The 24133-nt window shown below is 33.9% G+C and carries 23 protein-coding genes, 11 tRNA genes and 1 pseudogene; 31 read left to right on the plus strand and 4 right to left on the minus strand.

Going from position 1 to position 24133, the window contains the following annotated elements; all coding sequences use genetic code 11:
• Position 1: 1 nt before the first annotated feature.
• From ACFX4N_RS28825 to ACFX4N_RS28920, 20 genes and pseudogenes are all read left to right on the plus strand, one after another.
• Positions 2 to 71 (plus strand) — tRNA-Phe (locus tag ACFX4N_RS28825).
• Positions 72 to 96: 25 nt separating this feature from the next.
• Positions 97 to 172, plus strand: a tRNA-Thr gene (locus ACFX4N_RS28830).
• Positions 173 to 180: 8 nt separating this feature from the next.
• Positions 181 to 264 (plus strand) — tRNA-Tyr (locus ACFX4N_RS28835).
• Between the two features lie 5 nt (positions 265 to 269).
• Positions 270 to 343 (plus strand) — tRNA-Trp (locus tag ACFX4N_RS28840).
• A gap of 30 nt (positions 344 to 373) precedes the next feature.
• Positions 374 to 449: transfer RNA gene (locus ACFX4N_RS28845), tRNA-His, on the plus strand.
• 28 nt (positions 450 to 477) lie between these two features.
• Positions 478 to 552 (plus strand) — tRNA-Gln (locus ACFX4N_RS28850).
• A 5-nt stretch (positions 553 to 557) separates the two neighbouring features.
• Positions 558 to 632: transfer RNA gene (locus ACFX4N_RS28855), tRNA-Gly, on the plus strand.
• Positions 633 to 664: 32 nt separating this feature from the next.
• Positions 665 to 738, plus strand: a tRNA-Cys gene (locus ACFX4N_RS28860).
• 14 nt (positions 739 to 752) lie between these two features.
• A tRNA-Leu gene (locus tag ACFX4N_RS28865) sits at positions 753 to 841 on the plus strand.
• A 30-nt stretch (positions 842 to 871) separates the two neighbouring features.
• A tRNA-Leu gene (locus ACFX4N_RS28870) sits at positions 872 to 956 on the plus strand.
• Between the two features lie 128 nt (positions 957 to 1084).
• Positions 1085 to 2014: a tyrosine-type recombinase/integrase gene (locus tag ACFX4N_RS28875; protein WP_377263544.1), complete on the plus strand. Its 930-nt coding sequence runs from the start codon at positions 1085 to 1087 to the stop codon at positions 2012 to 2014.
• A gap of 154 nt (positions 2015 to 2168) precedes the next feature.
• Positions 2169 to 3074: a hypothetical protein gene (locus ACFX4N_RS28880; RefSeq protein ID WP_377263546.1), complete on the plus strand. Its 906-nt coding sequence runs from the start codon at positions 2169 to 2171 to the stop codon at positions 3072 to 3074.
• Positions 3075 to 3231: 157 nt separating this feature from the next.
• On the plus strand, positions 3232 to 3438 hold the full coding sequence (locus tag ACFX4N_RS28885) for a hypothetical protein (RefSeq protein WP_377263548.1): 207 nt from the start codon (positions 3232 to 3234) through the stop codon (positions 3436 to 3438).
• Between the two features lie 276 nt (positions 3439 to 3714).
• The gene (locus ACFX4N_RS28890; RefSeq protein WP_377263550.1) at positions 3715 to 4479 is read left to right on the plus strand and encodes a hypothetical protein; all 765 of its coding nucleotides are present in this window, start codon (positions 3715 to 3717) and stop codon (positions 4477 to 4479) included.
• A gap of 146 nt (positions 4480 to 4625) precedes the next feature.
• On the plus strand, positions 4626 to 4793 hold the full coding sequence (locus ACFX4N_RS28895; RefSeq protein ID WP_261591209.1) for a hypothetical protein: 168 nt from the start codon (positions 4626 to 4628) through the stop codon (positions 4791 to 4793).
• A 128-nt stretch (positions 4794 to 4921) separates the two neighbouring features.
• Positions 4922 to 5368: a hypothetical protein gene (locus ACFX4N_RS28900; protein ID WP_377263551.1), complete on the plus strand. Its 447-nt coding sequence runs from the start codon at positions 4922 to 4924 to the stop codon at positions 5366 to 5368.
• 373 nt (positions 5369 to 5741) lie between these two features.
• A complete protein-coding gene (locus tag ACFX4N_RS28905) occupies positions 5742 to 7010 on the plus strand; it encodes a DEAD/DEAH box helicase family protein (protein ID WP_377263552.1) in 1269 nt (422 codons plus the stop codon).
• A 552-nt stretch (positions 7011 to 7562) separates the two neighbouring features.
• A complete protein-coding gene (locus ACFX4N_RS28910; protein ID WP_377263553.1) occupies positions 7563 to 7736 on the plus strand; it encodes a hypothetical protein in 174 nt (57 codons plus the stop codon).
• Positions 7733 to 9364, plus strand: a complete 1632-nt coding sequence (locus ACFX4N_RS28915) for an HK97 family phage prohead protease (RefSeq protein WP_377263555.1) — start codon at positions 7733 to 7735, stop codon at positions 9362 to 9364. Before ACFX4N_RS28910 ends, ACFX4N_RS28915 begins: the two co-directional genes overlap by 4 nt.
• 327 nt (positions 9365 to 9691) lie before the next feature.
• Positions 9692 to 9904 (plus strand): annotated as a pseudogene (locus ACFX4N_RS28920) (DUF3168 domain-containing protein); the annotation flags it as partial.
• A gap of 267 nt (positions 9905 to 10171) precedes the next feature.
• Here ACFX4N_RS28920 and ACFX4N_RS28925 read toward each other — a convergent pair.
• From ACFX4N_RS28925 to ACFX4N_RS28935, 3 genes are all read right to left on the minus strand, one after another.
• Complete coding sequence (locus ACFX4N_RS28925) at positions 10172 to 10558, minus strand: hypothetical protein (protein WP_377263557.1); 387 nt, start codon at positions 10556 to 10558, stop codon at positions 10172 to 10174.
• Between the two features lie 320 nt (positions 10559 to 10878).
• Positions 10879 to 11385, minus strand: coding sequence for a Pycsar system effector family protein (locus tag ACFX4N_RS28930; RefSeq protein WP_377263559.1), 507 nt, complete (start codon positions 11383 to 11385; stop codon positions 10879 to 10881).
• Positions 11382 to 12086, minus strand: a complete 705-nt coding sequence (locus ACFX4N_RS28935; protein WP_377263561.1) for a hypothetical protein — start codon at positions 12084 to 12086, stop codon at positions 11382 to 11384. The genes ACFX4N_RS28930 and ACFX4N_RS28935 overlap by 4 nt, the downstream gene beginning before the upstream one ends.
• Positions 12087 to 12310: 224 nt before the next feature.
• On the opposite strand from ACFX4N_RS28935, the gene ACFX4N_RS28940 reads away from it, so the two are divergent.
• The 5 genes from ACFX4N_RS28940 to ACFX4N_RS28960 all read left to right on the plus strand — a co-directional run bounded on the left by ACFX4N_RS28940 (position 12311) and on the right by ACFX4N_RS28960 (position 15581).
• Entirely contained in the window at positions 12311 to 13180 is an 870-nt protein-coding gene (locus ACFX4N_RS28940; RefSeq protein ID WP_377263563.1) for a DNA-processing protein DprA, read from the plus strand.
• A 5-nt stretch (positions 13181 to 13185) separates the two neighbouring features.
• On the plus strand, positions 13186 to 14310 hold the full coding sequence (locus tag ACFX4N_RS28945) for a hypothetical protein (protein WP_377263564.1): 1125 nt from the start codon (positions 13186 to 13188) through the stop codon (positions 14308 to 14310).
• 82 nt (positions 14311 to 14392) lie between these two features.
• Positions 14393 to 14773: a hypothetical protein gene (locus ACFX4N_RS28950; RefSeq protein WP_377263566.1), complete on the plus strand. Its 381-nt coding sequence runs from the start codon at positions 14393 to 14395 to the stop codon at positions 14771 to 14773.
• A 68-nt stretch (positions 14774 to 14841) separates the two neighbouring features.
• Positions 14842 to 15264 carry a hypothetical protein gene (locus ACFX4N_RS28955; protein WP_377263568.1) on the plus strand — a complete coding sequence of 141 codons (423 nt, stop codon included), beginning with the start codon at positions 14842 to 14844 and terminating at the stop codon, positions 15262 to 15264.
• Positions 15265 to 15507: 243 nt separating this feature from the next.
• Positions 15508 to 15581, plus strand: a tRNA-Gly gene (locus ACFX4N_RS28960).
• A 115-nt stretch (positions 15582 to 15696) separates the two neighbouring features.
• Here the strand turns inward: ACFX4N_RS28960 and ACFX4N_RS28965 are convergent.
• Positions 15697 to 16362: a B3/B4 domain-containing protein gene (locus tag ACFX4N_RS28965; protein WP_029325270.1), complete on the minus strand. Its 666-nt coding sequence runs from the start codon at positions 16360 to 16362 to the stop codon at positions 15697 to 15699.
• 129 nt (positions 16363 to 16491) lie between these two features.
• Between ACFX4N_RS28965 and queG the strand changes: the two genes are divergently transcribed.
• From queG to ACFX4N_RS28995, 6 genes are all read left to right on the plus strand, one after another.
• Positions 16492 to 17628: a tRNA epoxyqueuosine(34) reductase QueG gene (gene queG / locus ACFX4N_RS28970; RefSeq protein WP_192101336.1), complete on the plus strand. Its 1137-nt coding sequence runs from the start codon at positions 16492 to 16494 to the stop codon at positions 17626 to 17628.
• A gap of 72 nt (positions 17629 to 17700) precedes the next feature.
• A complete protein-coding gene (locus ACFX4N_RS28975) occupies positions 17701 to 18588 on the plus strand; it encodes an amidase domain-containing protein (protein ID WP_192101335.1) in 888 nt (295 codons plus the stop codon).
• 64 nt (positions 18589 to 18652) lie between these two features.
• Positions 18653 to 19126 (plus strand): tRNA (uridine(34)/cytosine(34)/5-carboxymethylaminomethyluridine(34)-2'-O)-methyltransferase TrmL, encoded by a 474-nt coding sequence (trmL, locus tag ACFX4N_RS28980; RefSeq protein WP_016762878.1) that lies wholly within the window; start codon positions 18653 to 18655, stop codon positions 19124 to 19126.
• Positions 19127 to 19584: 458 nt separating this feature from the next.
• Positions 19585 to 21480, plus strand: coding sequence for a PrkA family serine protein kinase (locus tag ACFX4N_RS28985; protein WP_013055179.1), 1896 nt, complete (start codon positions 19585 to 19587; stop codon positions 21478 to 21480).
• A gap of 324 nt (positions 21481 to 21804) precedes the next feature.
• Entirely contained in the window at positions 21805 to 22983 is a 1179-nt protein-coding gene (yhbH, locus tag ACFX4N_RS28990) for a sporulation protein YhbH (protein ID WP_013055180.1), read from the plus strand.
• 104 nt (positions 22984 to 23087) lie between these two features.
• A complete protein-coding gene (locus ACFX4N_RS28995; protein WP_057274170.1) occupies positions 23088 to 24119 on the plus strand; it encodes a DUF3231 family protein in 1032 nt (343 codons plus the stop codon).
• The last annotated feature ends 14 nt before the right edge of the window (positions 24120 to 24133 follow it).

Raw genomic sequence — 24133 nt, forward strand, 5'->3', positions numbered from 1 at the left:
GGTAGCTCAGTTGGTAGAGCAAAGGACTGAAAATCCTTGTGTCGGCGGTTCGATTCCGTCCCGAGCCACCATTTTAAAAACATTTGTTTTTAAAATGCCGGTGTAGCTCAACTGGTAGAGCAACTGACTTGTAATCAGTAGGTTGGGGGTTCAAGTCCTCTTGCCGGCACCATTTATTGTGGAGGGGTAGCGAAGTGGCTAAACGCGGCGGACTGTAAATCCGCTCCTTCGGGTTCGGCAGTTCGAATCTGCCCCCCTCCACCATTTACAGGGGCATAGTTTAAAGGTAGAACTACGGTCTCCAAAACCGTCAGTGTGGGTTCGATTCCTACTGCCCCTGCCAATTATAAAAATAACATTGCATATATACGTGGCGATTGTGGCGAAGTGGTTAACGCACCGGATTGTGGTTCCGGCATTCGTGGGTTCGATTCCCATCAGTCGCCCCATTTATAAACGATATGCATATTTCAATATTGGGCTATCGCCAAGCGGTAAGGCAACGGATTTTGATTCCGTCATGCGTTGGTTCGAATCCAGCTAGCCCAGCCATATATGCGGAAGTAGTTCAGTGGTAGAACACCACCTTGCCAAGGTGGGGGTCGCGAGTTCGAACCTCGTCTTCCGCTCCAATTTTAATAAAGTTATTTAGTCTTGAGTAAATGGCGGCATAGCCAAGTGGTAAGGCAGAGGTCTGCAAAACCTTTATCACCGGTTCAAATCCGGTTGCCGCCTCCATTTATTTACAAGCTGCCGGGGTGGTGGAATTGGCAGACACACAGGACTTAAAATCCTGCGGTAGGTGACTACCGTGCCGGTTCAAGTCCGGCCCTCGGCACCATTTATAATTTTAACTTGCCTTTTTTATTTTGCCGATGTGGCGGAATTGGCAGACGCGCACGACTCAAAATCGTGTTCCTTCGGGAGTGTCGGTTCGACCCCGACCATCGGTACCATTTGGTTACATATGAATCTTATAATGACAAGGCTTCAACGAATACGTTGAAGTCTTTTTTGTTTTTTCTTAACACGACAAAAATAAGCCAAAATCGTGTGCACCGAATCGTGTGTATAGGAGGTTTTTATGAGTAGACGTGGAGAGTTAAATGAAAAAGAATTAAATATTATTAAAAAGAAAGTAAACGATGAAGAAGCATTTGAAAAATTCTTCAGAGACTGCTATCTAAGGAATTTAAGGCCTGCCACTATTGAGTATTATAAGAACGAATTTCAGGCATTTAGAAGGCGTACAGATAAACAATTAGTTGAATGCCAGCAGAAAGATATTGAGAACTTTATTCTGACGAGTAAACAATCTATCAAGATCACGAGCATAAATACTCGATTACGTGCACTTCGTTCATTTTATAATTATCTTTCTAAAAATAAGCTAATTGATAAGAATCCGATGCAAAACATTAAACTATTGAGAGATCGTCAAAAAACGATTGAGACTTTAGATAATAAAGAGATAGAGCTATTAGTAAAAGTAATAAGAAAGCAGAAAACATTTGTTTCTTTTAGGGATGAAGTAATGCTACTTGTTTTCCTTGATACAGGAATTAGGTTATCAGAATTGGTAGGCATTGAAGTTGGAGACGTTAGAGGAAATAAAATTATAATAAGAAAAACTAAAAATTTATTTGAAAGAACGGTTTACCTTTCTGAAATAACTCAAGAACAATTGAGAAGATATATAGAGATAAGGGGAGAGATAGAAGGAATAAATAAATTGTTTATTAGTCAAGATAATCTTGAATTACAGCCTCACAGTATTCAAAAAAGATTTGCTAAGTATGGAAATACAGCAAATATAAATAAAAGGGTAAGTCCTCATACATTTAGACATACTATGGCGAAAAGAATGATACTTGCGGGAGTAGATGCTTTTTCTCTAATGCATTTACTTGGTCATTCAGATATAACCGTTACAAAAAAGTATGTTCATATGTGGGGGCAGGATTTAGAGTCCAAACATAAATTACATGGAGCCTTAAAAGGATTGAAATTTTAATTTCACGAATATTCAGAAAAATATTATAATTAAATAAGAGATGGTAATTGAGTTTAGCGGCTCTACCATCTCTAAAGAAAAAGCAGAAGAATATCCTTCTATATGGACATAATATCAAGGTATTTTCTTCTGTGTCAATAGGGAGATAGAGAGTATGAAATTAATGTCAGTTTTAAGTGGTAAAGGTTTTGTTATGTATAACAAACAATTAGCTAAAACGGTATCAGTAAATGCAGCAATTATCTTTGGACAACTCTGTGCAAGTTATGAAAGCTTTAATGGAAAAGGAATGCTCACTATAAAAGATAAAAAAGAATATTTCTTTCTAACCAGCGAAACATTACAAGAAGAGACTGCTTTGACCTATAAGCAACAATTAAAGGCTGTTAAGGACTTAGAACAAGCAGGCTACATAGAAACTAAAATAATGGGTGTTCCATCAAAGAAATATTTTTATATTACTGATAAAATTGTTCAAGAATTATTTAATGAAGTAAACTCCAGCTCTGACAAAAAGGAAGACCTAGAAAATACATCAAACCAAGAAGCAGTAGTACAAAAGGTCACTCCTAGGTATGACAAAAAGGAAAACCTAGTAATGCTAAAAGAGAAAGGCAAGCCTGTACAAAAAGGCTCAAGTATTAAAGAAAAAAATAAAAAAGAAAAAGATAAAAATAATAATATTAATATTAATTACAATTGTAATTTCAAGAAACCTTTAGAACCAGCAGAATTCAGAGAATTATTAAGAGATGCCTGTAATGAATTTTATTCTGAATTCACAATTGGTAGGTGGTCTAAAAAACAATGGAATATCCTTATAGGAAAGTTTGTTAATGATACTATTGAAAGTGGACGATACCTTAAAGTACCACAAGAAAATATAAGAGGGTTTGCTTTCAAATGTATTGAAAAAATATGTAATAACTCAGATTATAAACATTCAGAGGAGTTTGCTGACTATCAAGAGGTTATGAAAGATCTATCTCATGCCAAAATAAATTCTTATCCAAGTGATAAGTTATATAATTGGTTAGAGGATGATAATTTAATCTATTAAATTGATATAGAATAGCTCTTAGAGGCTCTAAATCAGCCTGTAATGATTTTTTATTTAGGTTTAATGTGTAATTAAAAGAATACAGTGAAAATCTCTAAAAGTAAGATTTTATAATAAAATTACCTAAAATATTTTTATGAATAAGGAGGTTAACAATGTGGAAGAGATAATAAAAAAAGAGCTTCAAAAATCAAAGGTAGAATTGAAAGAACAGATTAATCAAATTCCTCTAGAAATGAATCATAATTTTGATCAACTTAATAATCGATTAGATGAAGTCTATAAACGACTTGATAAAATCATTTCAGCAAAAGATGAAATAAATCAACTTCTTATCAAAATAAATAAACAGAGTTCAAGATGAAACATACAAAAAATAGAATAAGGTATTCAAAATTAGTTCACATAATAAAGCTTCTAGGAAATTATATATCTTCGGAAACGTTGGTATATAAGCGTTCTTAGGAGTTCGATTTTTATCGTTTATGTACGATTTTATATATCGTTGATATAACAATGTTTTTAGAGCTTTATTTCTCATTATTTCCCGACTTCTTTGCATATCTAAAAGTGTAGTGACTTACTTACAAGGCTATCCTTTTTTGTTAAAATTAATTTAAAAAAGAGACAGGGGATAAAGATGAAGAATCGATGGAAAATATGGGTGATATGTGTTGTTATTTTTATATTTGGAATAATAGTGTATAAGGATTCCCAACAGACTTCAAGTGATGCTACTAGTAAGAATAGTGAACCATCCTTTAAGAAAGAAGAAAACAAAGTATCAAGGTGGTATTCAACTTCACCAATAAATATTATGGATGCTAATGATACTGAAACAGATATTAATAATATTAAAGTTGTTCAAAAGAACGGATGGAAATTGCTTATGCAAAATGGACAACCTGTTAGCTTTAATGAAAGCATATCCGGTCGTAATGACATAATAGAGAAATCTGCAACAAATTTATTAAATGGCTGCTACGAATTATTAATTGATAATGAAGGTACTGTAGTTGATGTCAGACCAAGCGAAGAGGCTAAAAAAATTCTTGAAGAACAACAAAAACAAGCAATGGAAAAACAAGAACAAGAGTATAAACAACAACAGAAAGAAGAACATGATGATACAAAGTACATAATCCAAAACAATATAACTGACATTCATAAATATACAGAAAGTGGTTATCGCTTCAAAGTCAGTAATGATGAAAATGAATCTATTGTAACTTGGAACATAAACAACAAAGCTGATAAATCACTAAGCTTAGAATATAGCATTAAAAGATTAACTGACATGGGAATTACAGTTAAATCGGATTCGAATGGGAAAGTAATTGGTTTCTCATTTAATCAAACTGACTTTCACAAAGACGAGTTTGATTTGTATGGAATGACTCAATAGTATTACATCAACGTCCTTGGATGAATTTGGCATAAAGTCATGATTCTATAATGTTCTACAAGAAAATTAGACTCAGTTTGGTGAATGGCTAGATTATAAAAGCAACGTATACGCTTGTATCTTTTTAAAATGAGAGGAAAATTATAATGAAAAAAGTTCTATATTGTGCTGGTTGGATTTTTGTTTTTTCGTCACTTATTACTTTAGCTTCTGCTATCTACTCAAGTTCATCTCCAGTGAATCAGGTACCAAATACGCTAAAGAACGTTTCAGAATTCGATGAAGAAAATGAGTTCATTTTAGACTATGAATAAGCTCTTGCTAAAATAGCAGGGCTTATTTTTTTTATTTGTTCACAAATTTGTCACATTATTGCTTTACACCAAACGTATGTTCCGATATAACAGTAGCGTAAACAACAACACTACTGGAGGTTACAAATATGAAAAATAATCAAAACTCAAAATCTATTATTCTTTTAGTATCTGCTTATGATTGGAATCATTATGAATTTAATGAAGAAGAACAACGATGGGGACGTTTCCCGAGAGAATTTCTTCATGAAGTTCCTGTAAGAGACATAGTGGATATGGCCATTTTATTTCAAAAGTTTGGTAGTAGAGTAAAGTATAAGAAGCCAACAGATAAGAATTGGTATACCCATCGAGCAATGATGAATCGTCTGTTCAAAAAGGAAGCTGATGAAAGGTTTGACGAAATAGGAGGAAGACTTTTAGCAGTTAGTAATTTAACAGAAGACGTATTAGAAAAAGAGCGAAACCGGTATAGTATCGGGACTCTTAATCCAAAGGAGCCAAGGAAATCAAGATATTATCGTTATATGCCAAGTGGAGACTATGTAGAAGTAACACCAACAGGCTGGGCTTAATGCTCGGTCTTTCTTTTTTACATAAAATTTTAGTTTTATTAAATATCCACAATTTGATAATCTTGCAGCACTACTACCGTAAGGTTTTCTTTGTTCAACCTTCGGTTGTCCAAGCATGTAATTTAATATTGCACAAAAACTGTGCAAACCTTGTCCACGAAGTCTTACGCACCAAGACTTTCAGGACTTTTCCGTAAAAAAGAATAATATAAAGTTTTTTGCTTCGAGAATCCCGTTAGGGTTCGAGAAAAAAGTCTTACGATAGTAGTGCTGCAGAAAAATTAATTATAAAAAGTTTCTCTGATTGATTTACAGATTTATTTCAACAGATATAAATACTTTGTGAGAAATAAACCTATCGGAGGAATAAGATATGACGATTAAAGTAATTGATGCAATTTGTGGTGCCGGGAAAACAAGCTATGCAATCCAATATATGAACGAGCATACAGATAAATTATTTATATATGTAACTCCTTTCTTGACAGAAGTTCAACGAATTAAAGACCAAACACTTCTAGAATTCCACGAGCCGAGTTCTAAGCTTGGTAAAGGTAAGAAGATAAATCATGTTAAAGAACTCGTAGAAGAAGGTTTGAACATTGTAATGACTCATGAGCTATTTGCTCGATTAGATGTAGAAATTCTTCTTAACATTAAAAGAGAAAAATATGTTCTTATTATGGATGAAGTTGCAAATGTTCTTGATACTCTTAATGAGATTGATAAAGATGATATTAGAGTTATGAGAGATTCTAATCTTATTAAAATCGAAGAAGATGGACAAATAACTTGGCTAGATCCTCTCTACCAGGGTAAGAAATTCAATGATATAAAACTTCTAAGTCAAAAGAAAAATCTATTTCTTCATAACAATTCGATCATATTTTGGACAATGCCTGTAAGTAACTTCAAGTCATTTAAAGAAATTTTTATACTGACTTATTTATTTGATGGTCAAATTCAGAAATACTATTACGAAATGAAAGAAATTGATTACAAGAAGCATTCAGTTCTTAAAAATAAGAACGGGAATTATGAGCTTACAAAATACGATAAGTGTTTGGAACCAAGATATGAAATTGGACAACTCCTTAAAATTTACAAGGATTATCAAAATGGAAAGTCAGTTAGCAGAATGAACTCAAATTACTTAAATAAGAAAAATAATCCAGAAAAAGCATTGTCTAAAAGCTGGTATGATAAGGCTGATACTAAACAGATAGAGCAGCTTAGAAAAAATTTAGTTTCTATTTTCAGAACTCAAAATGCTGTTTCCAATGATGAATTGTTCTGGACATCTTTCAAAAATCACGCTCCATCTTTGAAAAATGTAAAATGCAAATTAAACAAGAAAGACGATCGTTCCAAAGATAATTTTGTCCCTTTTAATACCAGAGCGACAAATAATTATGCTGATAGAACAGCCACAGCATTTCTTATAAATAGATTTATGAATCCAAACGAAAATCAGTTCTTTTCATACAGAGGAATTGAAGTAGACGAAGAATTATTAGCAATATCAGATTTAATTCAATTTTTATTTCGAGGATGTATTAGAAATAATGAACCAATGTATTGTTACGTTCCATCTGCTAGAATGAGGAGATTACTAAAACAATGGATAAACTTTGAAATCTAAGGCAGCCGAAAGATGGCTTATTTTTTTTGAAAAGGTTTACAAAAACATCAAAATATTCGTCTTATATCTTCCAGTTATATATATATGTAATAGAGAGGTTGATCACGTGATCAATCTTTTAGTCATGTTATTCGCAGTATCCTTTCTAGTAATACGAGTTTTTAATATGAGCAATTGTTACTCTGTTTGTTCGATTTTCACCGCATAGACGGTGATAATTCTTCATTCGACATGAATACAGACATAACCTCCGATTTTGTTAGTATTCAAACATTTCAAAACGAGCTAGTTTGTTGTTAGACTAGCTCACCTCATTATTAAATAATGACGTCTTCTTTTGACGTTAAATAAATTGTTATCATTTGTCATTTTCCCTTTGCTGACTTAAAAGCCTTGATAACATACTTATCAGCGATTTTTGTAGGATTATCAGCACTAGATATCCTTACAAATGAGGCACACCAATTACGGTGCGTTTTTTTTTATTTTGCTTTTTATTTGATCGTACGATCAATTTTTAAAATAAAGTCTAATGTAACAGGAGGAAAGATGTTGAGTACCAGATGGATTAAGAAAGATCGAATTTATAAATTGAAAGGTTCAGATGGAAAAATTCTTTTAGAAATCGAAGACAGAACATGTGGCGGAAGCAAGATAACAACTTCTTTCTTAGATGAGTTGGCTTCCCAATATTTTGAAGACTTAGAAAAGGAGAAAGAAATATGAAAATGGAATTACGAGTTGCCCAATCAAAGTTAGATGCAAATTTTGATGGTTCGCTAACAGTATCAGGATATGTAAATCGAACGGGTCAATATAGTGAAATTTTAGGAGTTACAAAAAGATTCAAAGAGAAGATTTCTAAAGGAGCCTTCTCTCGGGCAATTAAAAATGCAGATAAAGACATTGATTTTTTAGCAGAACATGATTCTAAAAAAATCCTTGCTTCAACTCGAAACGGTTCTTTACAACTTCGAGAAGATGAGCAAGGTCTTTTTATGACCGCAACTATCGCTCCAACTTCTTGGGGGAAGGATGCTTACACTTTAGTTGAATCTCGAATCTATCAAAATATGTCATTCGGTTTTCGAACTATTAAAGATAGTTGGCGAACTATTGAAAATGGCCTTTATGAACGAACTATCGAAGAACTTGAACTATTCGAAGTTTCAGTTGTTAAAAACCCTGCTTATTCTCAATCTACTATTGCGGCTAGATCAATTGAAATTGTTGAAGAACCAGAAATTCTAGAAATTGAAGAAAAGGAAGAAATTCAAGAAGAAGTAAAAGAAAATTTAGACCTTCAGATTCGAAAAGTTCGAATTCAAATCATGAAACAAGAAGATGAAGTTCGAAGAACTGAAGATATGGATAAACGCTGTTTGAAGATAGGACTAAAAGGTTTACCTAATGCAGTCCAAAGAGAAAGAGACAAATTAGCTGCTCTAAAGGAAGAGGTTACAAAATTAAAAAATCAAATGGAGGAAAAAGAAATGAATAATGAAGAACGTAACTTACAAGGAACAACAGAAGGACAATCAACTATTTCACAACAAGTAGCCCCAATTGCTGAACTTTTAGAAAGTAGTAGTGATGTAGTTGCTAGTGTACGTAAGATTGAGCTAATTGGTGCAGATATGAAAATTCCATATGAAACAGATTTAAATGATGCTGCCTTTGTTTTAGAAGGTGAAAACATTCCAATGATTAACTTAAATCTTGCTGAACGTGATACTTTAACAGGTAAACGAGTTGGAGTAATGCAGAATATTTCGAACGTCTTACTTAACGAGTCTAAAGGGTTGGATGAACATTCGAAGAAATTGCTTATTCGTCGTGTTGGTAAAAAAATCGAAGAAGAGATTTTGACAGGCGACAACGTAAAAGGACTAAAAGGAATTGCTCCTGATTCATTAGTGCCATCAGTTACTTTCGCTATTGCTCCAACTGAATCAATGCTTCGAGCTCTTTACTTAAAAGTTAATTCAGAATACAGACCTTATTGTAAATGGTATATGTCTGAAGCATACTTCGAAAAAGTTGCACAGGTCACAGTGAACGGTGAATCCTTAGTTAAATCGAAAACTGTTGGCGGGAAAGTTATTCCGACGCTTTGGGAACATCAAATCGAAATTAGTTCAGCTATGCAACCTGGAGATACACTTACTCAGTCACCAATAATCTTTTCATCTATTGCGGATTGTTATACATTAGCTATCGCTAAAGATATTGAGGTTAATCGAGTTGTTGGAACAGCTGAAGCTCTTAACGGTTCAGTTTCGTTTAAAGCAGAAGCATTATTAGATGGATGTTGCCATAACTATCAAGCTGTTGCTAAAGGTGTAGTAGCATAATCACTTATGCTCAATCATTCACAAATTGAGGGCTTCGGCTCTCTTTTTATTTGCATGTAAAGGAGTGCTAAAAATTGAAAAATTATATTGAGCATGATCGATTGGATGATGTCGAATCTCTCGAATCTGTTAGACACCTATTCAAACCTCACCGATATCAATACATCCTCGCAGAATCTTTAGTTCATTACTTTTCAACGAAAACAGATAATTTAACTGCCATCTTACAAAATACAAATAAAAGATTAGAACAATACAATCTCAAAGATGTAACGCTAGGATTTGTACGAAGCATATTAAACAGACGATAAGGGGCAGTTAAAGAGCGCGGTTACAGGTGTGTATGATTATGTACCTCAATCTACCGTAGTTCCTTATGTTACATTCGGTCATATGCTTTCATCAGCTGAAGGTAGTAAGACAGATAGTGGAGAGAAAATTACTGTTACTCTCGATGTATGGTCAGAAGGTAAAGGACGTAAGCAAACAGTAATGATCATGCAGACGATTGAAGAGATATTAGAAATAATATTCAATTAGATAAATCATTTTAAATCTCATAGAAAATAACTAATAGAGAAGTGTTGGAAGAGTCATACGGTTTGTATCATGGAACTGCCGAAATAGAATGTCAAATTGAGTGGGAGTAGCAAGTGAAGAGCATCGCCTACCTCCGTGAAAAAAAACAGTGACAGTCCTATAATAACGTGGTGAGTATTAAACACTACGACCGACCCAATTGACCAAATGGAGTTGAAGGAAAATCAAATAAAAAACCCATACTTTCATCGTATGGGTCCTTTAATCTTAGCTTCTAAATTTATATAAATCTAAATTCATGCATTTCTCAGTTAAATTAAAATATCTAATGCTATCATAAATGTCTACATTGATGTATCCACGAACTCGGCACTCTAAAATTCCGTATTCCATAGTTTCTCTTTCGTCTTCTATATATTTCTCACTCATGAATTGCTCAAGGTCTCTAACACGAACCCACTTTTGGTCATGAAGAGATTCTAATTCATTTTCTTTTTCCTTTTGATAATATAATCTTAACATTAAACCTAAAGCATAATTTACAATAGCCTCGCCATAGTACTCTCCATCTAAATTTGATGTAACTGGCATAAGAGTGTATTGATCCCCATTTGTCTCAGTTTCTTCATAAAGTTTAACCGCACTAGCTTGCACTATATATCCCCCTTCATTAGTTCCAACTATTGTTTAATTATATCAAATTTAACAAATATATTGAAATATGTTCCAATATATTTTAGCGTTTAATTTTCAGGAGGGATTTATAAATAATATGTTAACAAAAATAAGCTATCTTATGGTGGCTTTTTCTATTTATTATTGTAGTATTATTCTAAAAGATTGTGTGCTATTTCATCAGAAAGATTCAAAAGTTTAAGGTTTGGGTTGAAGAAGAGAGTGTTATGAATAAATAATGAGAGATATAGAATAGCATTATTTCATAGTAAAAAGATAAACTTAATTAGTTTATCTTTTTACTTAATAAAAAACCAACTTGTGGTTTCAATAATTGCACCTATACTTAAAGCGACAAAACCAAATTGTAAATTTCTGTATTTCTTTATACAAACTTGAGCAAGACTATAATTTTGGTGTGCCATATCATGGAGGAACTGGTCTTTTCTTATCTGTTCTATATGATTAACATAGTCTTGGCTAGTTAGAAAACTGCCAATTCCACCCCACGACATGTAAGCATTTGTTGTAGTCGTATATCTTGGCCAAAGAACTTTCCAGATGAATAAAACACAAGCTATTATTAAAGGAATAATTCCAATAAGCAAGCTATATTCTGCAAAAGAGAGGTTACTAAAGCCATTTTTTTTCGCTGCCTTTCCAAAGAAACCTAGCATCACTAAAGTTGCCCCTAATGCAACCCCAGCTTTTCCATCTGCGAACTTAATGTAATCTCCAATATAAACTAAGTTATGTTTGTGATAATCGTATAAACGATTAAAGTCATCAGAGTTTGCTAGATTCATTGAAGGTTCACCCCGTACCATGCCTCACGATTTTGCGTATCTCTGCAGAGTTCAGAAGGCATAACTCTAAAGTGATAAACCAAACTACTCCATTCGGTTTCTATAACTTTTTTACACTCATTATCCATTCCAACGCTAAATCCATCGTTTTTTACGCGTTTTTCTAGCTTGTGTGCCACGTTAACCGCGTGACCAATAGAAATTAATTCATTATGTTGTTTATTTCCGAATTTTGTAACTATCGTATCATCGCCGTAGCTTAAAGTAAAACGGTATTCTTCTTTTTTCATTCCATTTTCTACACGTAGGAAATAATTCATTTCTAGAATAGCTTTAAATGCTCTTACTATTGCATTTTTTTTACTTACATTCACTGCTGGAAAGTGCATACTTATGCCATCGCCAGGGAATTTTTCTACTATTCCTCCGTGTTGATAAATCTTGTCAGTAAGACCCCGAAATAGATCTTGGGAATTTGCAGCGTATGCTTTAGCACCACGCTCTCGAATACTTAAAGTAGAACCAGCTAAATCAAAAACAACTGTTGCGGCTGGTAAATCTGCTGAAGTACCAACCATTCCTTGTGGTAAATCTGTAATAGAAAAATGTTCGTGTAAATCAGTTGAATTTAAACTTTTTAATATTAATTCCTCAGTTAAAACCACATCTGCCGGTAAGCTTATTTTTCTTAATCTTGTCATTGGAAGTTACCTCTTTCACCAAAATACTAATATAAGTATTATGAGTATAATTAACTAATATTTTAATAATCTTTTCCTTTGATGTCAATGAACTACAAAATTAGCAGTAATAATTTAGGGCAAAGAAATGACTAATTTTTTGGGGTTTCTCTTTACTTAGTTTTTAAGTTAATTAATATTGATGTATATTGTAATTAAAGAGAATCTTAATGGGAGGTGGATTTTTGAAAAAGGAAAATACAAGGAGCATTCTCTTATTATTAAATCAATTTGGTTTTTCTGATAGGACGTTAGAAAGAATTTACGAAAATGAAGACTCCATACTGACAATAATATATGATCAAAAACACCCTTTTCATAATAAATATTTCGATATTTATACTTCTAAAGAAAAAGAACTTTCTAAGAATTTTGACCAACTTCTAGAATTTTCAAAACATTTTACAGAAAAGATGAAAGAATATAAAAGCAGAGATATCAAAATATACTACAAATTTAGTGACGAATATCCGGCCTATTTATTTAAAAAAGGTGATGAACCTTTATTTCTCTATTGTTATGGTAATTTAAATCTCTTAGATGAAAAAATTCTAAAAGTTTCTATAATTGGAACGAGAAAGCCAACTAAATACGGTATAATGAAAACTAAAGAATATGTAAAAAAATATGTAATGAAGAATTGGATTACAGTAAGTGGGTTAGCTAGGGGTATAGATACAGTAGTACATAAAGAAACTTTAGAGAACCAAGGTAAAACAATAGCAGTAATTCCTACATCCTTTGAAAAAATTTATCCTGTTGAAAATAAAGGATTATTTGAGGAAATTATAAATAATAATGGGTTAGTAATTTCTCTTGTTGGTCCATTTGAAAATACTTATAAATCTAATTTCTTAGAAAGAAATTCTGTGATTGCAAAAATAAGTAATGAGATTTTTGTAATAGAAGCAGGTGTTAAGAGTGGCACATTAAATACTGTTCGAAAAGGATATCAGTTTAATAAAGCTATTTATTATGACCCTACGGTATTAGATAAGGAAGTTATTGAATACATTAGTAAATTTAATGCAATAGATGCTACTAATAGGGGGTGAAGAACTTGTACTATCTTTTAATTTCTAGAAATGTCTTTTTTGATAAGAATAATCAAATAAGAAAGGAATCCTTTGAATTATTAGATTTAATTAAGGATAAAGAAATTGACGTAGTACTGGTTACTAGAAATAAAGAACTTTATAAAGAAATTATTGAAGAAAATTTCCCTGATGAAGTTTTAAGTAAAATTAAGTATGGACAAAGAGGAACATTATCAAGGAAATTTGTAGAACAGCCTAAAAATATTATGTTAGTTGGTTCAGTTGATGAAGATATACGTATTGCAGCCAATAATAAGATCCTTTTAATTAATCCACTGTGGATTGAGGGTGTGGAAGAAAAGATACAAAAATATGGATTTCAATTAAAGAACTTTAATCAGGTTCTCCAATGTATTGACATATTAAATCTTGAAAATCAACTTTTTTATAATTTTAAAGTAGATGAAAAAACAAGATTGGTTGCAGTATCTAATGCTAATAGATATTTTGCAGTTGAAAATGAAGGAGAAATGATTGAAAAATATAAAAAAACATTAAAATACAATGACAATCATTATAAATACGCTGTTTATTTCCATTATTTAACTATGGTTATAGGTATGGAAGAATTTAGAAATGTGGATTATTGGATGAGTGTTCCATCTTCTAGTGGATCAAATGATAATAATATTTATGACATTGTAAAGCGTACTAGATATCTATTAAATAATAGAAGAAGCAAAGAAATGTTTATTCGTCATACACCTGCAAAAAAATCAACCTATATGGATAGTAACGATCGGATATCTCAAGGTTGTAGTAGACATCTTGATACAATTCATTTAAATCCAGATTATAAAGGTAAATTAAAAGGGAAAAAAATATGCGTAATTGATGACTATGTTACTTATGGTCCATCTTTTGAAAGTATAAGAAATTTATTACTTAAAGAACAGGTAGAAGAAATAATGCTAGTCGCAATTGGCTCCTTTAAAAAACCATACTATAAGGAAGATATGGAGATTAGTGGAGATGTTTACCGTCCAGGTTATAATTATAAACTTGTTGGTAAAAATGTTATACATGGTAAGGTAAATGAAAAATCATCAGAAATTATCAACAATATTTACGGTATTATAAAATATTAATTTTATTTTGTTTCAAAAGGTATATTTGGGAAAGGGTAGAAATTGTACTTAGGTGTAATTAATTTATAAAGGGGGAAAAGAAATGATTTCAAAAGAGGTTGTTTTTAAAACAAATGTTGTAAAAGAATTTGTTAAATACTTTTCAAAAGTAAAATTCCCTGAATTACAAATAAGTACAAAAATGATTTTTGCTAGTGATAAAAATATAGAATTCCAGTGTTTTCAAGTTCGCCAAGAAACAAATCATAAGAATGAAAAATTAATTTCTTATAAAATTGATTTTCTTGATAATAAAAGATCTTTAACACCTGTAGGGAATATCTTAGGATTACAAAAAGAAGAAAACAATGAAGCTGTAAGTATCAATATAGATTATTGGTCAATTGATCGTGGAATAGTTACTGGACACACTTTATTTCAGAATGGACAAGTTCCGTTTGAAAGCTTAGTAAAGATAATCTGATTTTATTTTAATTTTGATTTACAAAATCAATTTTCTAGATATAAAAACTCTAGGAGGTTGATTTTTTTATGTTACCAACAAAAGAAGAACTTATTGGACATTTGTCAATAAAGATGACAAACCAAGATATTGCAAATATTTACGGAACTACATTTCAGAAAATAATCCAACTTATAAAGAAGTACAAGCTTAATCCAAACGAACTTAGAAGAGTAAATAAATACACTGTTTATCTTCATCTATTAAACGAAGAAGTTGTTTATGTAGGAAGTGGAGTCTGGTATAGATGTAGAAGACATACTAATAGAAGAAACTCGGAACATAAGCAACTTATGCAAGATGGGAAAATTGAATATAAGTTTGTAGGAGAGTTTGATCGAGAAGAAGATGCGAGAAATTATGAAATGGAACTTATAACAAAATATAAGAATTTAGGAAAAGCTAAATTCAATAAAGTTCAATCAAAAAAAATCAAAAAAGTTCATAAATAGGATTGACTTTTCCAAAGGAACAAGGCATAATAATAAAGGTAATCGTGTTAACCGAAAAAACAACAAAGTTCGACAAACGTTGAAGTTAAAGATCTAAATAAGATTCGAGTTGTTTTGGGGACTCAAAATCGTGTTCCTTCGGGAGTGTCGGTTCGACCCCGACCATCGGTACTTTAGCTTTATTTGACAGGATGATTCCTGTTTTTATTTTTACTTATCGGTCGACAAATTTTGATAATATTTGCGGGTGTAGTTTAGTGGTAAAACCTCAGCCTTCCAAGCTGATGTCGTGAGTTCGATTCTCATCACCCGCTCCATACATATTGTTATCACAACGCAGTGTCTCGCTTTCAAAGCTGAGATGTTGCGTTTTTTATTTTTAGCGTAAATATAGCGTCTATCTTGAAAAGATAGACGCTATATTTACGTACATCAGTTAATGACTTGATAGGTTGCTTCGCCGCCGTGAATTTGAATGAACATGTCACTTAGGGATTTAGTTAGTTTATAAGCCTGTTCTTCTGAAAGTGAAGGCTTTAAATAAATGAACTGTACAGCTTGTGTTGTCTTTTCAGTTACGTACGCTCGGTTAGAATCGACATAAGGGCTTCCGAAAGCTCCTAGGGCATCTTTTGAAATGATTTTATTTTCTAAAGAAATATTACGTTCATTTAGAGCTTCATAAGACTCTTCTTTTTTACCGATAGTAAATTCGATGGGGCCTTCTAAATTAGAGGAATCATAAATTCCAATTGGGACTTCATATTGCAATGAAAAAAAGTTATTAATGTCCACAGCAGAATTGATAGAAGGCAAATACGTTTGTTTTCCTATTCTTCTAATTAAAGCTTCTATAGAAGGACGGTATTTACTTGGATCAGTTCCAAATGTTTTGAAAAGTTTTCTCCACTCGCTAACACCTTCGAATTCTGTTACTTTTTTTGACTCAAGGTCGAAATAAATGGATTCTTGAAAGAGGCGCAGACGTCCTTTTAGCATTTGAGGAGAATCACCAACTTCAATATTTTTATACTGAATGATTCCCATTTTAAAAGAAGGGCAAAGCTGTTTAATAGCGGGCGATAATGTAAAGTTCATTTTTTTGATCCTTTCTATTATAATTAGTATTTGTTCGTTTATAGATACCATCCTATCATTTCATTGAGCGAGAAAACAGTTCAATGCATGAATATATAGAATTTCTTAGAAAGGAGGCCATTACTCACTATGAATGCGTATCAGTTGAAGGAAGAAATTATTTCATACAGCAAAGAGATTGGAATCGATAAGATTGGATTTGCGAGTGCTTCTATGTTTGATGAGTTAAAGAATCGATTGTTAGCACAGCAAGAGTTAGGTTATGCTTCAGGGTTTGAAGAACCTGATATTGAAAAGAGAGTAGATCCCACATTAGCTGTTCCAAAAGCTAGATCTATTATTTCAATTGCACTTGCGTATCCTTCTAAATTAAAGGATGCACCAAAGAGCACAAAGGAAGATCGCCGAGGAATCTTTTGCCGTGCTTCTTGGGGGCAAGATTATCATACGGTTCTACGTGATAGGCTTCAAAAGCTTGAAACCTTCATAAAAGAAAAAGTACCTGCAGCTATCCTTCAATCGATGGTAGACACAGGCGAGCTGTCGGACCGAGCTGTAGCAGAAAGAGCTGGTATTGGCTGGAGCGGTAAGAACTGTGCCATTATTACACCTGAATTCGGTTCCTACGTGTATTTAGGAGAAATGATAACAGATATCCCGTTTCCTCCTGATAAACCGATAGAGGACGGTTGTGGTACTTGTAATAAGTGCGTTGATGCGTGTCCTACGGGTGCGCTTGTAACAGGCGGTCAGCTGAATTCGCAGCGATGCATTGCCTTTTTAACCCAAACAAAAGGGTTTCTGGCTGAAGAATTTCGAAGTAAATTAGGCAATCGTTTATATGGCTGTGATACATGTCAAACTGTGTGTCCTGAAAATAAAGGAAAAGACTTTCATTTTCACCCTGAGATGGAGCCTGACCCAGAACTTGCGAAGCCTAAATTAAAACCGCTCTTAACGATGAGTAATCGTGAGTTCAAAGAGAAATTTGGACATGTTTCAGGTTCTTGGAGAGGGAAAAAGCCAATTCAGCGTAATGCCATTATTGCACTGGCCCATTTTAAAGATCAAACCGCCGTTCCAGATTTAATTGAGTTAATTAAAAATGACGTTCGCCCTGTCATTCGAGGAACAGCGGCATGGGCGTTAGGCAAAATTGGCGATAAAGAAGCGTTAGATACACTTATGAACTTAAGAGAAAAAGAAAAGGACCAAGAAGTAATTGAAGAAATGTCAAAAGGTATAGAGATGCTTCAAGAGATCTAAACCGTATTTTTATTGATAAAGTTAGCTAATGAGTCATAGCGTATAATAAACGCTTAGAAAAGTGGTGACATTATGCTAACAAAAAGGAATGTATTATATACTTTAATTAAAGCACGTGCGGACAGCTATGTAAAAGGTGAGCTGCATGAAGACTTCAAGCCTTTCATTGAACAGCAGTGTGAGCTAAAGCGGTCTCTTATAAAAAAAAGACAAGTTGATGTTTTAAAATGTAATATGAAAGGTTCTATTCAATCTGCTCATACGGATCAGGAAGAAACTAGAGTATTATATAAGGTGCACATTCAGGCATTTTTAAAACAAAACGATTTTTTCTATATAGAAGAAGAAATTGAAGATCGTTTAGCTCTTTTTTATAAAGATACGCTTATTCAAGATGAGCTGCTGGTAAAGGACTTTTTTGAAGATGAGGTTGAAATGGATGTGGAAGAAGTAGAGGAAGACGAAGAAAGAGCCTCTTATTATGATCGTCTTGCGGCTGTTCAGTATGCAGAAAAATATTGGGATAAACCTAATGAAAGTTATAAGCAGTTTGAGGTAAACTGCACCAACTATATCTCACAGTGTTTGCATGCAGGAAAGGCGCCGATGCGGGGATATCCTAAAAAAGCAAACGGATGGTGGATGAGAGGGAACGCCTGGAGCTATAGCTGGGCAGTTGCTCATTCCATGCACAGCTATTTAAGTAACTCTAAATCAGGACTTCGGGCTGTGAGGAAATCTTCAGCAAGAGAACTTGTCCCGGGAGACGTTATCTGCTACGATTTTGAAGGAGATGGAAGATGGAATCATACGACGATTGTTGTAGCAAAAGACGGTCACGGTATGCCTCTTGTGAATGCGAACACGTATAATAGTCGAATGAGATATTGGGCCTATGAAGATTCAACGGCTTACACGCCAAAGATTAAGTATGATTTTTTCCATATCGTTGATCGGTAAGTCTTTCGTTTTAGCAAGTTAGTGGTATAATGATGAATAGATTTGTTAGCAGAGGTGAAAATTTGTGGGAGTACACGTAGTGTTATTTCAACCAGAAATTCCAGCAAATACAGGAAATATTGCGCGAACATGTGCAGCAACAAATACGACGCTGCATTTAGTTCGGCCGTTAGGCTTTTCAACAGATGATAAAATGTTAAAGCGAGCTGGATTGGATTACTGGGAATTTGTAAATGTGGTGTATCATGATTCATTAGAAGAAGTATTCGAAAAGTATCCTGAAGCAGGTTTCTACTTCATCACAAAATTTGGTCAGCAGCCACATACAACATTTGATTATAGTGACTTAGAGCAGGATCATTTCTTCGTATTTGGAAGAGAAACAAAGGGTCTGCCAAAGCACATTATTGAAGAGAACATGGAAAGATGTCTTCGTTTACCGATGACAGAAAATGTTCGTTCTTTAAATTTATCTAATACAGCAGCTATTTTAATCTATGAAGCGCTGCGTCAACAAAATTATGCTGGTTTATCTTAAGTAAAAAGCGAGGTTCAAATTTTATTGAACCTCGCTTTTTTATTTATGTCGACGATGATATGTAGTGGTTATTTTTTAACGCCCGGTTTATCATTATATCCCGCTCTGAAGATGGATGCTAAAAAAGCAATTGTTACTCCTAATACTAAAAGTAAGCGCATTGATTTTCCTCCTCAATGTAATTAAAAGGATTATACAGCTACTGCAGTTAAAACCGACTTCCCATATCCCATGATGATAATAATGACAAAATAACTCTTCTAGAGACATAAGTTCTCTAACAAAGTTTAACCGTTCCTTCTTACTCTTTTATTATAGCTAATAAATACTTCACTGTGAATGCCTAGCAAGGACAAATTTCTGAATTTTACAATTTAAAAAGCATGTTCAAACATTTTGCTGCATAGATTGTATTAATCTTGTTCACTAGCACCATAACTAGTAGGGGAGGTCCTTTAATGGATATATTAAAGAAAGTTGAAAGATACCGCGAAGAAGAGAATCGTCTTAAGTGGGAAGGGACATTTGAAGAGTACCTAAAGCTGATTAAAGATGAGCCTTTAATTGCTCAGCCTGCACACTCTAGAGTATACAACATGATAAAGGATGCAGGAATTGAAGAGGTAAATGGTAAAAGACATTATAAATTTTTCAGTGGACAAATGTTTGGACTTGAAGATTCGCTAGAACGCTTGGTGGAAGAATATTTTCATCCAGCTGCAAAGCGTTTAGATGTTCGTAAACGTATTTTACTTTTAATGGGTCCAGTAAGTGGTGGTAAATCGACGCTAGTGACCATGTTAAAAAGAGGGCTTGAAGCTTATTCGCTTACTGATCGAGGAGCTGTTTACGCTATTAAAGGATGCCCAATGCATGAAGATCCGCTGCATTTAATTCCACATCATTTACGTAAAGACTTCTTTGAAGAGTATGGTATCCGAATCGAAGGAAACTTATCTCCTTTAAATACAATGCGATTAGAGGAAGAGTATGGCGGCAGAATTGAAGACGTCATTATCGAACGCATTTTCTTCTCAGAGGACAAACGAACTGGAATTGGAACGTTCAGTCCTTCTGATCCGAAATCTCAAGACATTGCCGACCTAACAGGAAGCATTGACTTTTCAACAATTGCAGAGTATGGATCTGAGTCAGATCCGCGTGCTTACCGCTTTGACGGAGAGCTTAATAAAGCAAACCGGGGAATGATGGAGTTCCAGGAGATGTTAAAATGTGATGAGAAATTTTTATGGCATTTACTCTCTTTAACCCAAGAAGGAAACTTTAAAGCAGGAAGATTTGCTTTAATTAGTGCAGATGAATTAATCGTAGCGCATACAAATGAAACAGAGTATCGCTCGTTTATTTCCAATAAGAAAAATGAAGCTTTGCATTCACGAATTATTGTAATGCCTGTTCCATATAACTTAAAAGTGAGTGATGAGGAAAAAATTTATGACAAAATGATTCGTGAAAGTGACGTATCAGATGTTCATATTGCCCCTCATACGTTACGTATTGCGTCTATCTTTACTACATTAACGAGATTAAAAGAGCCTAAAAAAGGCGATATCGATTTATTAAAGAAAATGCGCCTATACGACGGTCAATCTGTAGAAGGCTATAACGATGCAGACGTAGAAGAGTTACAAAAAGAGTATACGGATGAAGGAATGAGTGGTATTGATCCTCGTTATGTCATTAATCGCATTTCATCTACCATCATTCGAAAAGATATTAAATCAATCAATGCATTAGATGTACTGCGTTCATTGAAAGAAGGGTTAGCACAGCATGCGTCTATTTCTGCTGAGGATCGAGAGCGTTACCTGAATTATATTTCTCTGGCGCGTAAAGAATATGATGAAATTGCTAAAAAAGAAGTGCAAAAAGCGTTCGTTTATTCGTATGAAGAGTCCGCTAAAACATTAATGGATAATTATTTAGATAATGTCGAAGCATACTGCAACAAAAATAAGCTTCGTGATCCGCTAACAGGAGAAGAGTTAAATCCAGATGATAAATTAATGCGTTCAATTGAAGAACAAATTGGTATTTCAGAAAATGCAAAAAAAGCATTCCGCGAAGAAATCTTAATTCGTATTTCGGCTTATGCACGTAAAGGAAAACGATTTGATTATAATTCCCATGAGCGCTTACGCGAAGCGATTCAGAAAAAATTGTTTGCGGATTTAAAAGACGTAGTGAAAATTACAACGTCCACTAAAACACCAGATGAGCAGCAGCTGAAGAAAGTAAATGAAGTAGTGGCTCGATTGATTGATGAGCATGGATACAATTCAGTATCTGCTAATGAACTGCTGCGCTATGTAGGAAGTTTGTTAAATCGATAACTCAGTACTAACAAGAAAACATGGCACTTCCGATCTGTGCCATGTTTTTCTTATCTCTTAAAATAAACTCTGCATAATTAGGCTAATGTGTAGTACGCATTGCACTTAACCATCATATGATAAGTCATAAACATATACATGACACTAGACACTATAAAATGAATAGTTAATAGTGAAAGAATTAGTTAGCAAGTATACCATTCTTGCGCATAGGATAAGAGTAACCAACCTTTGAACTAAAGGTATTTGTCAGAAACTTTCGGTATAGCTTATGCATGCCGAGTAAAAACGTGCAGGTGTTTTTTAAATAAGGAGGGGAATAGCGTGGGAAAAGAAGTAGATAAAAGTTTTGCTGTCTCAAAAGAAGACTGGTCCCTCCATCGTAAAGGCCACGATGATCAAAAAAGACATCAAGAAAAAATTAAAGAAGCAATTAAAAATAATTTACCGGATTTAATTACAGAAGAAAATATCGTGATGTCCAATGGAAGAGAAGTTGTTAAAATTCCGATCAAATCATTGGATGAATATCGAATTCGGTACAATTATGATAAAAACAAACATGTGGGTCAAGGTGATGGAGACAGTAAAGTTGGGGATGTAGTAGCACGTGATGGATCTGCTGGAGATGGTCAAAAAGGAGCAGGGAAAGGTCAAGGGGCAGGTGACCAGGCTGGAGAAGACTACTTTGAAGCAGAAGTGTCTCTTATGGAGCTTCAAGAGGCTTTATTTGCTCAATTAGAACTGCCTAATCTTCAGCGAAAAGAATCTGATCAAATTGTTGTGGAACACATTGAATTTAATGATATACGACGTACAGGTTTGATGGGGAATATTGATAAAAAACGAACGATGATGAGCGCTTATAAGCGAAATGCAATGACAGGAAAGGCTGCTTTTCATCCTATTTATCCGGAGGATTTAAAATTCAAAACGTGGAATGAAGTTATAAAGCCAGAATCGAAAGCAGTCGTCTTAGCTATGATGGATACGAGCGGTTCGATGGGCATATGGGAAAAGTATATGGCAAGAAGCTTTTTCTTTTGGATGACACGCTTTTTACGTACGAAATATGAAACAGTGGAAATTGAATTTATTGCGCATCATACAGAGGCAAAAGTAGTATCAGAAGAAGACTTTTTCTCCAAAGGAGAAAGCGGAGGAACCATCTGTTCATCTGCTTACCGAAAAGCGCTTGAATTAATTAACCAAAAGTATGATCCGAGCCGCTATAATATTTACCCGTTTCATTTTTCAGATGGCGATAACTTAACTTCAGATAACGCAAGGTGTGTAAAGTTAGTAAATGAATTAATGAAAGTGTCAAATATGTTTGGATATGGGGAAGTGAATCAGTACAATCGACATTCCACTTTAATGTCTGCTTATAAAAATATTCAAGACGAAAGTTTTAGACACTTTATTTTAAAACAAAAATCAGACGTTTTTCACGCGATGAAAAGCTTTTTTAGAAAAGAAACAGAAGACCAGAAATATGCTTAACCTAAAAGGCCTAGACTTGTTATCTAGGTCTTTTTTATGCGGTTTATTCAGCGCTTCTTTGGAGATAGTAAAAGTACGACTTTATCCAAAAGGAGAATAAGTGAATGAACGAAAATATAAAGAGCGAAATGCAAAAACATCAACAAAATCAGCGGTTGAACGCAGCTGAGTTAGGTTACTTATGGGCGCAATATTTAGGTGATACGCTGTATGTATGTGTTCTTGGGTATTTTCTAACTGTTGTAAAAGATGCCGAGATTAAGGAGCTCTTAAAAAAAGCCCATCAGATTTCAAAAACTCATGTAGACGAATTGACGGAATTATTCAGTTTGGAAAAAATTCCAATACCAGTAGGTTTTGGAGAACAAGATGTGAACAAAGGAGTTCCTGCTTTATTTGATGATATTTTTATGGCTATTTATGTAAATGAAATGGCAATTGGAGGTATGAAGAAATATGCCAGAGCCCTAAGCGCAGTGAGAAGGCAAGATATTTATGATCACCTGTCTCGATGTGTAAAAGAAAGCGACAGTCTTTTAGAGGATTCTAACCACGTTATTTTAAGAAAAAGCATGCTGATGAGACCTCCGGTTATTCCTTATCCGGTAAAAGTGAATTTTGTGGACCAGAAAACGTTTATATCACCATTTTTCTCTCAAATGCATCCTCTAACTTCTTTGGAGGTCACGGCTATTCAAGAAATTGTTAATACAAATGTATTAGGTAAAACGCTGATGCTGGCATTTAGTCAAGTAGCTACCACACAAAAATTACGCTCTTATTTTTTTGATGGAGTTAAACTTGCGAGTAAGCAAATCAAGCAATTCACTGAGTTATTGTCTGAAGCTGACCTACCAAGTCCGCGTCTGCTTGATGCATATGTAACCAACTCAACGATTTCACCGTTTTCAGATAAACTGATGATGTATCATACTTCCACAGCGGTGACAATTGCTATTGATAACTGCGGCGCTGGCTTATCTATGTCGTTCCGTTCGGATGTCGCAGTAGAATTTTCTCAGCTAATCGGGCGTATAGGGAAGTATGGAAAAGATGGAATTCGGATTATGATTGAGCAAGGTTGGATGGAAGAACCTCCAATGGCAACAGACCGTAAGAAGTTGGCGGAGAAATAATAAGGAGTATGTTG

It is taken from the genome of Priestia sp. YIM B13551 (genome assembly GCF_042787905.1).
Classification (GTDB): domain Bacteria; phylum Bacillota; class Bacilli; order Bacillales; family Bacillaceae_H; genus Priestia.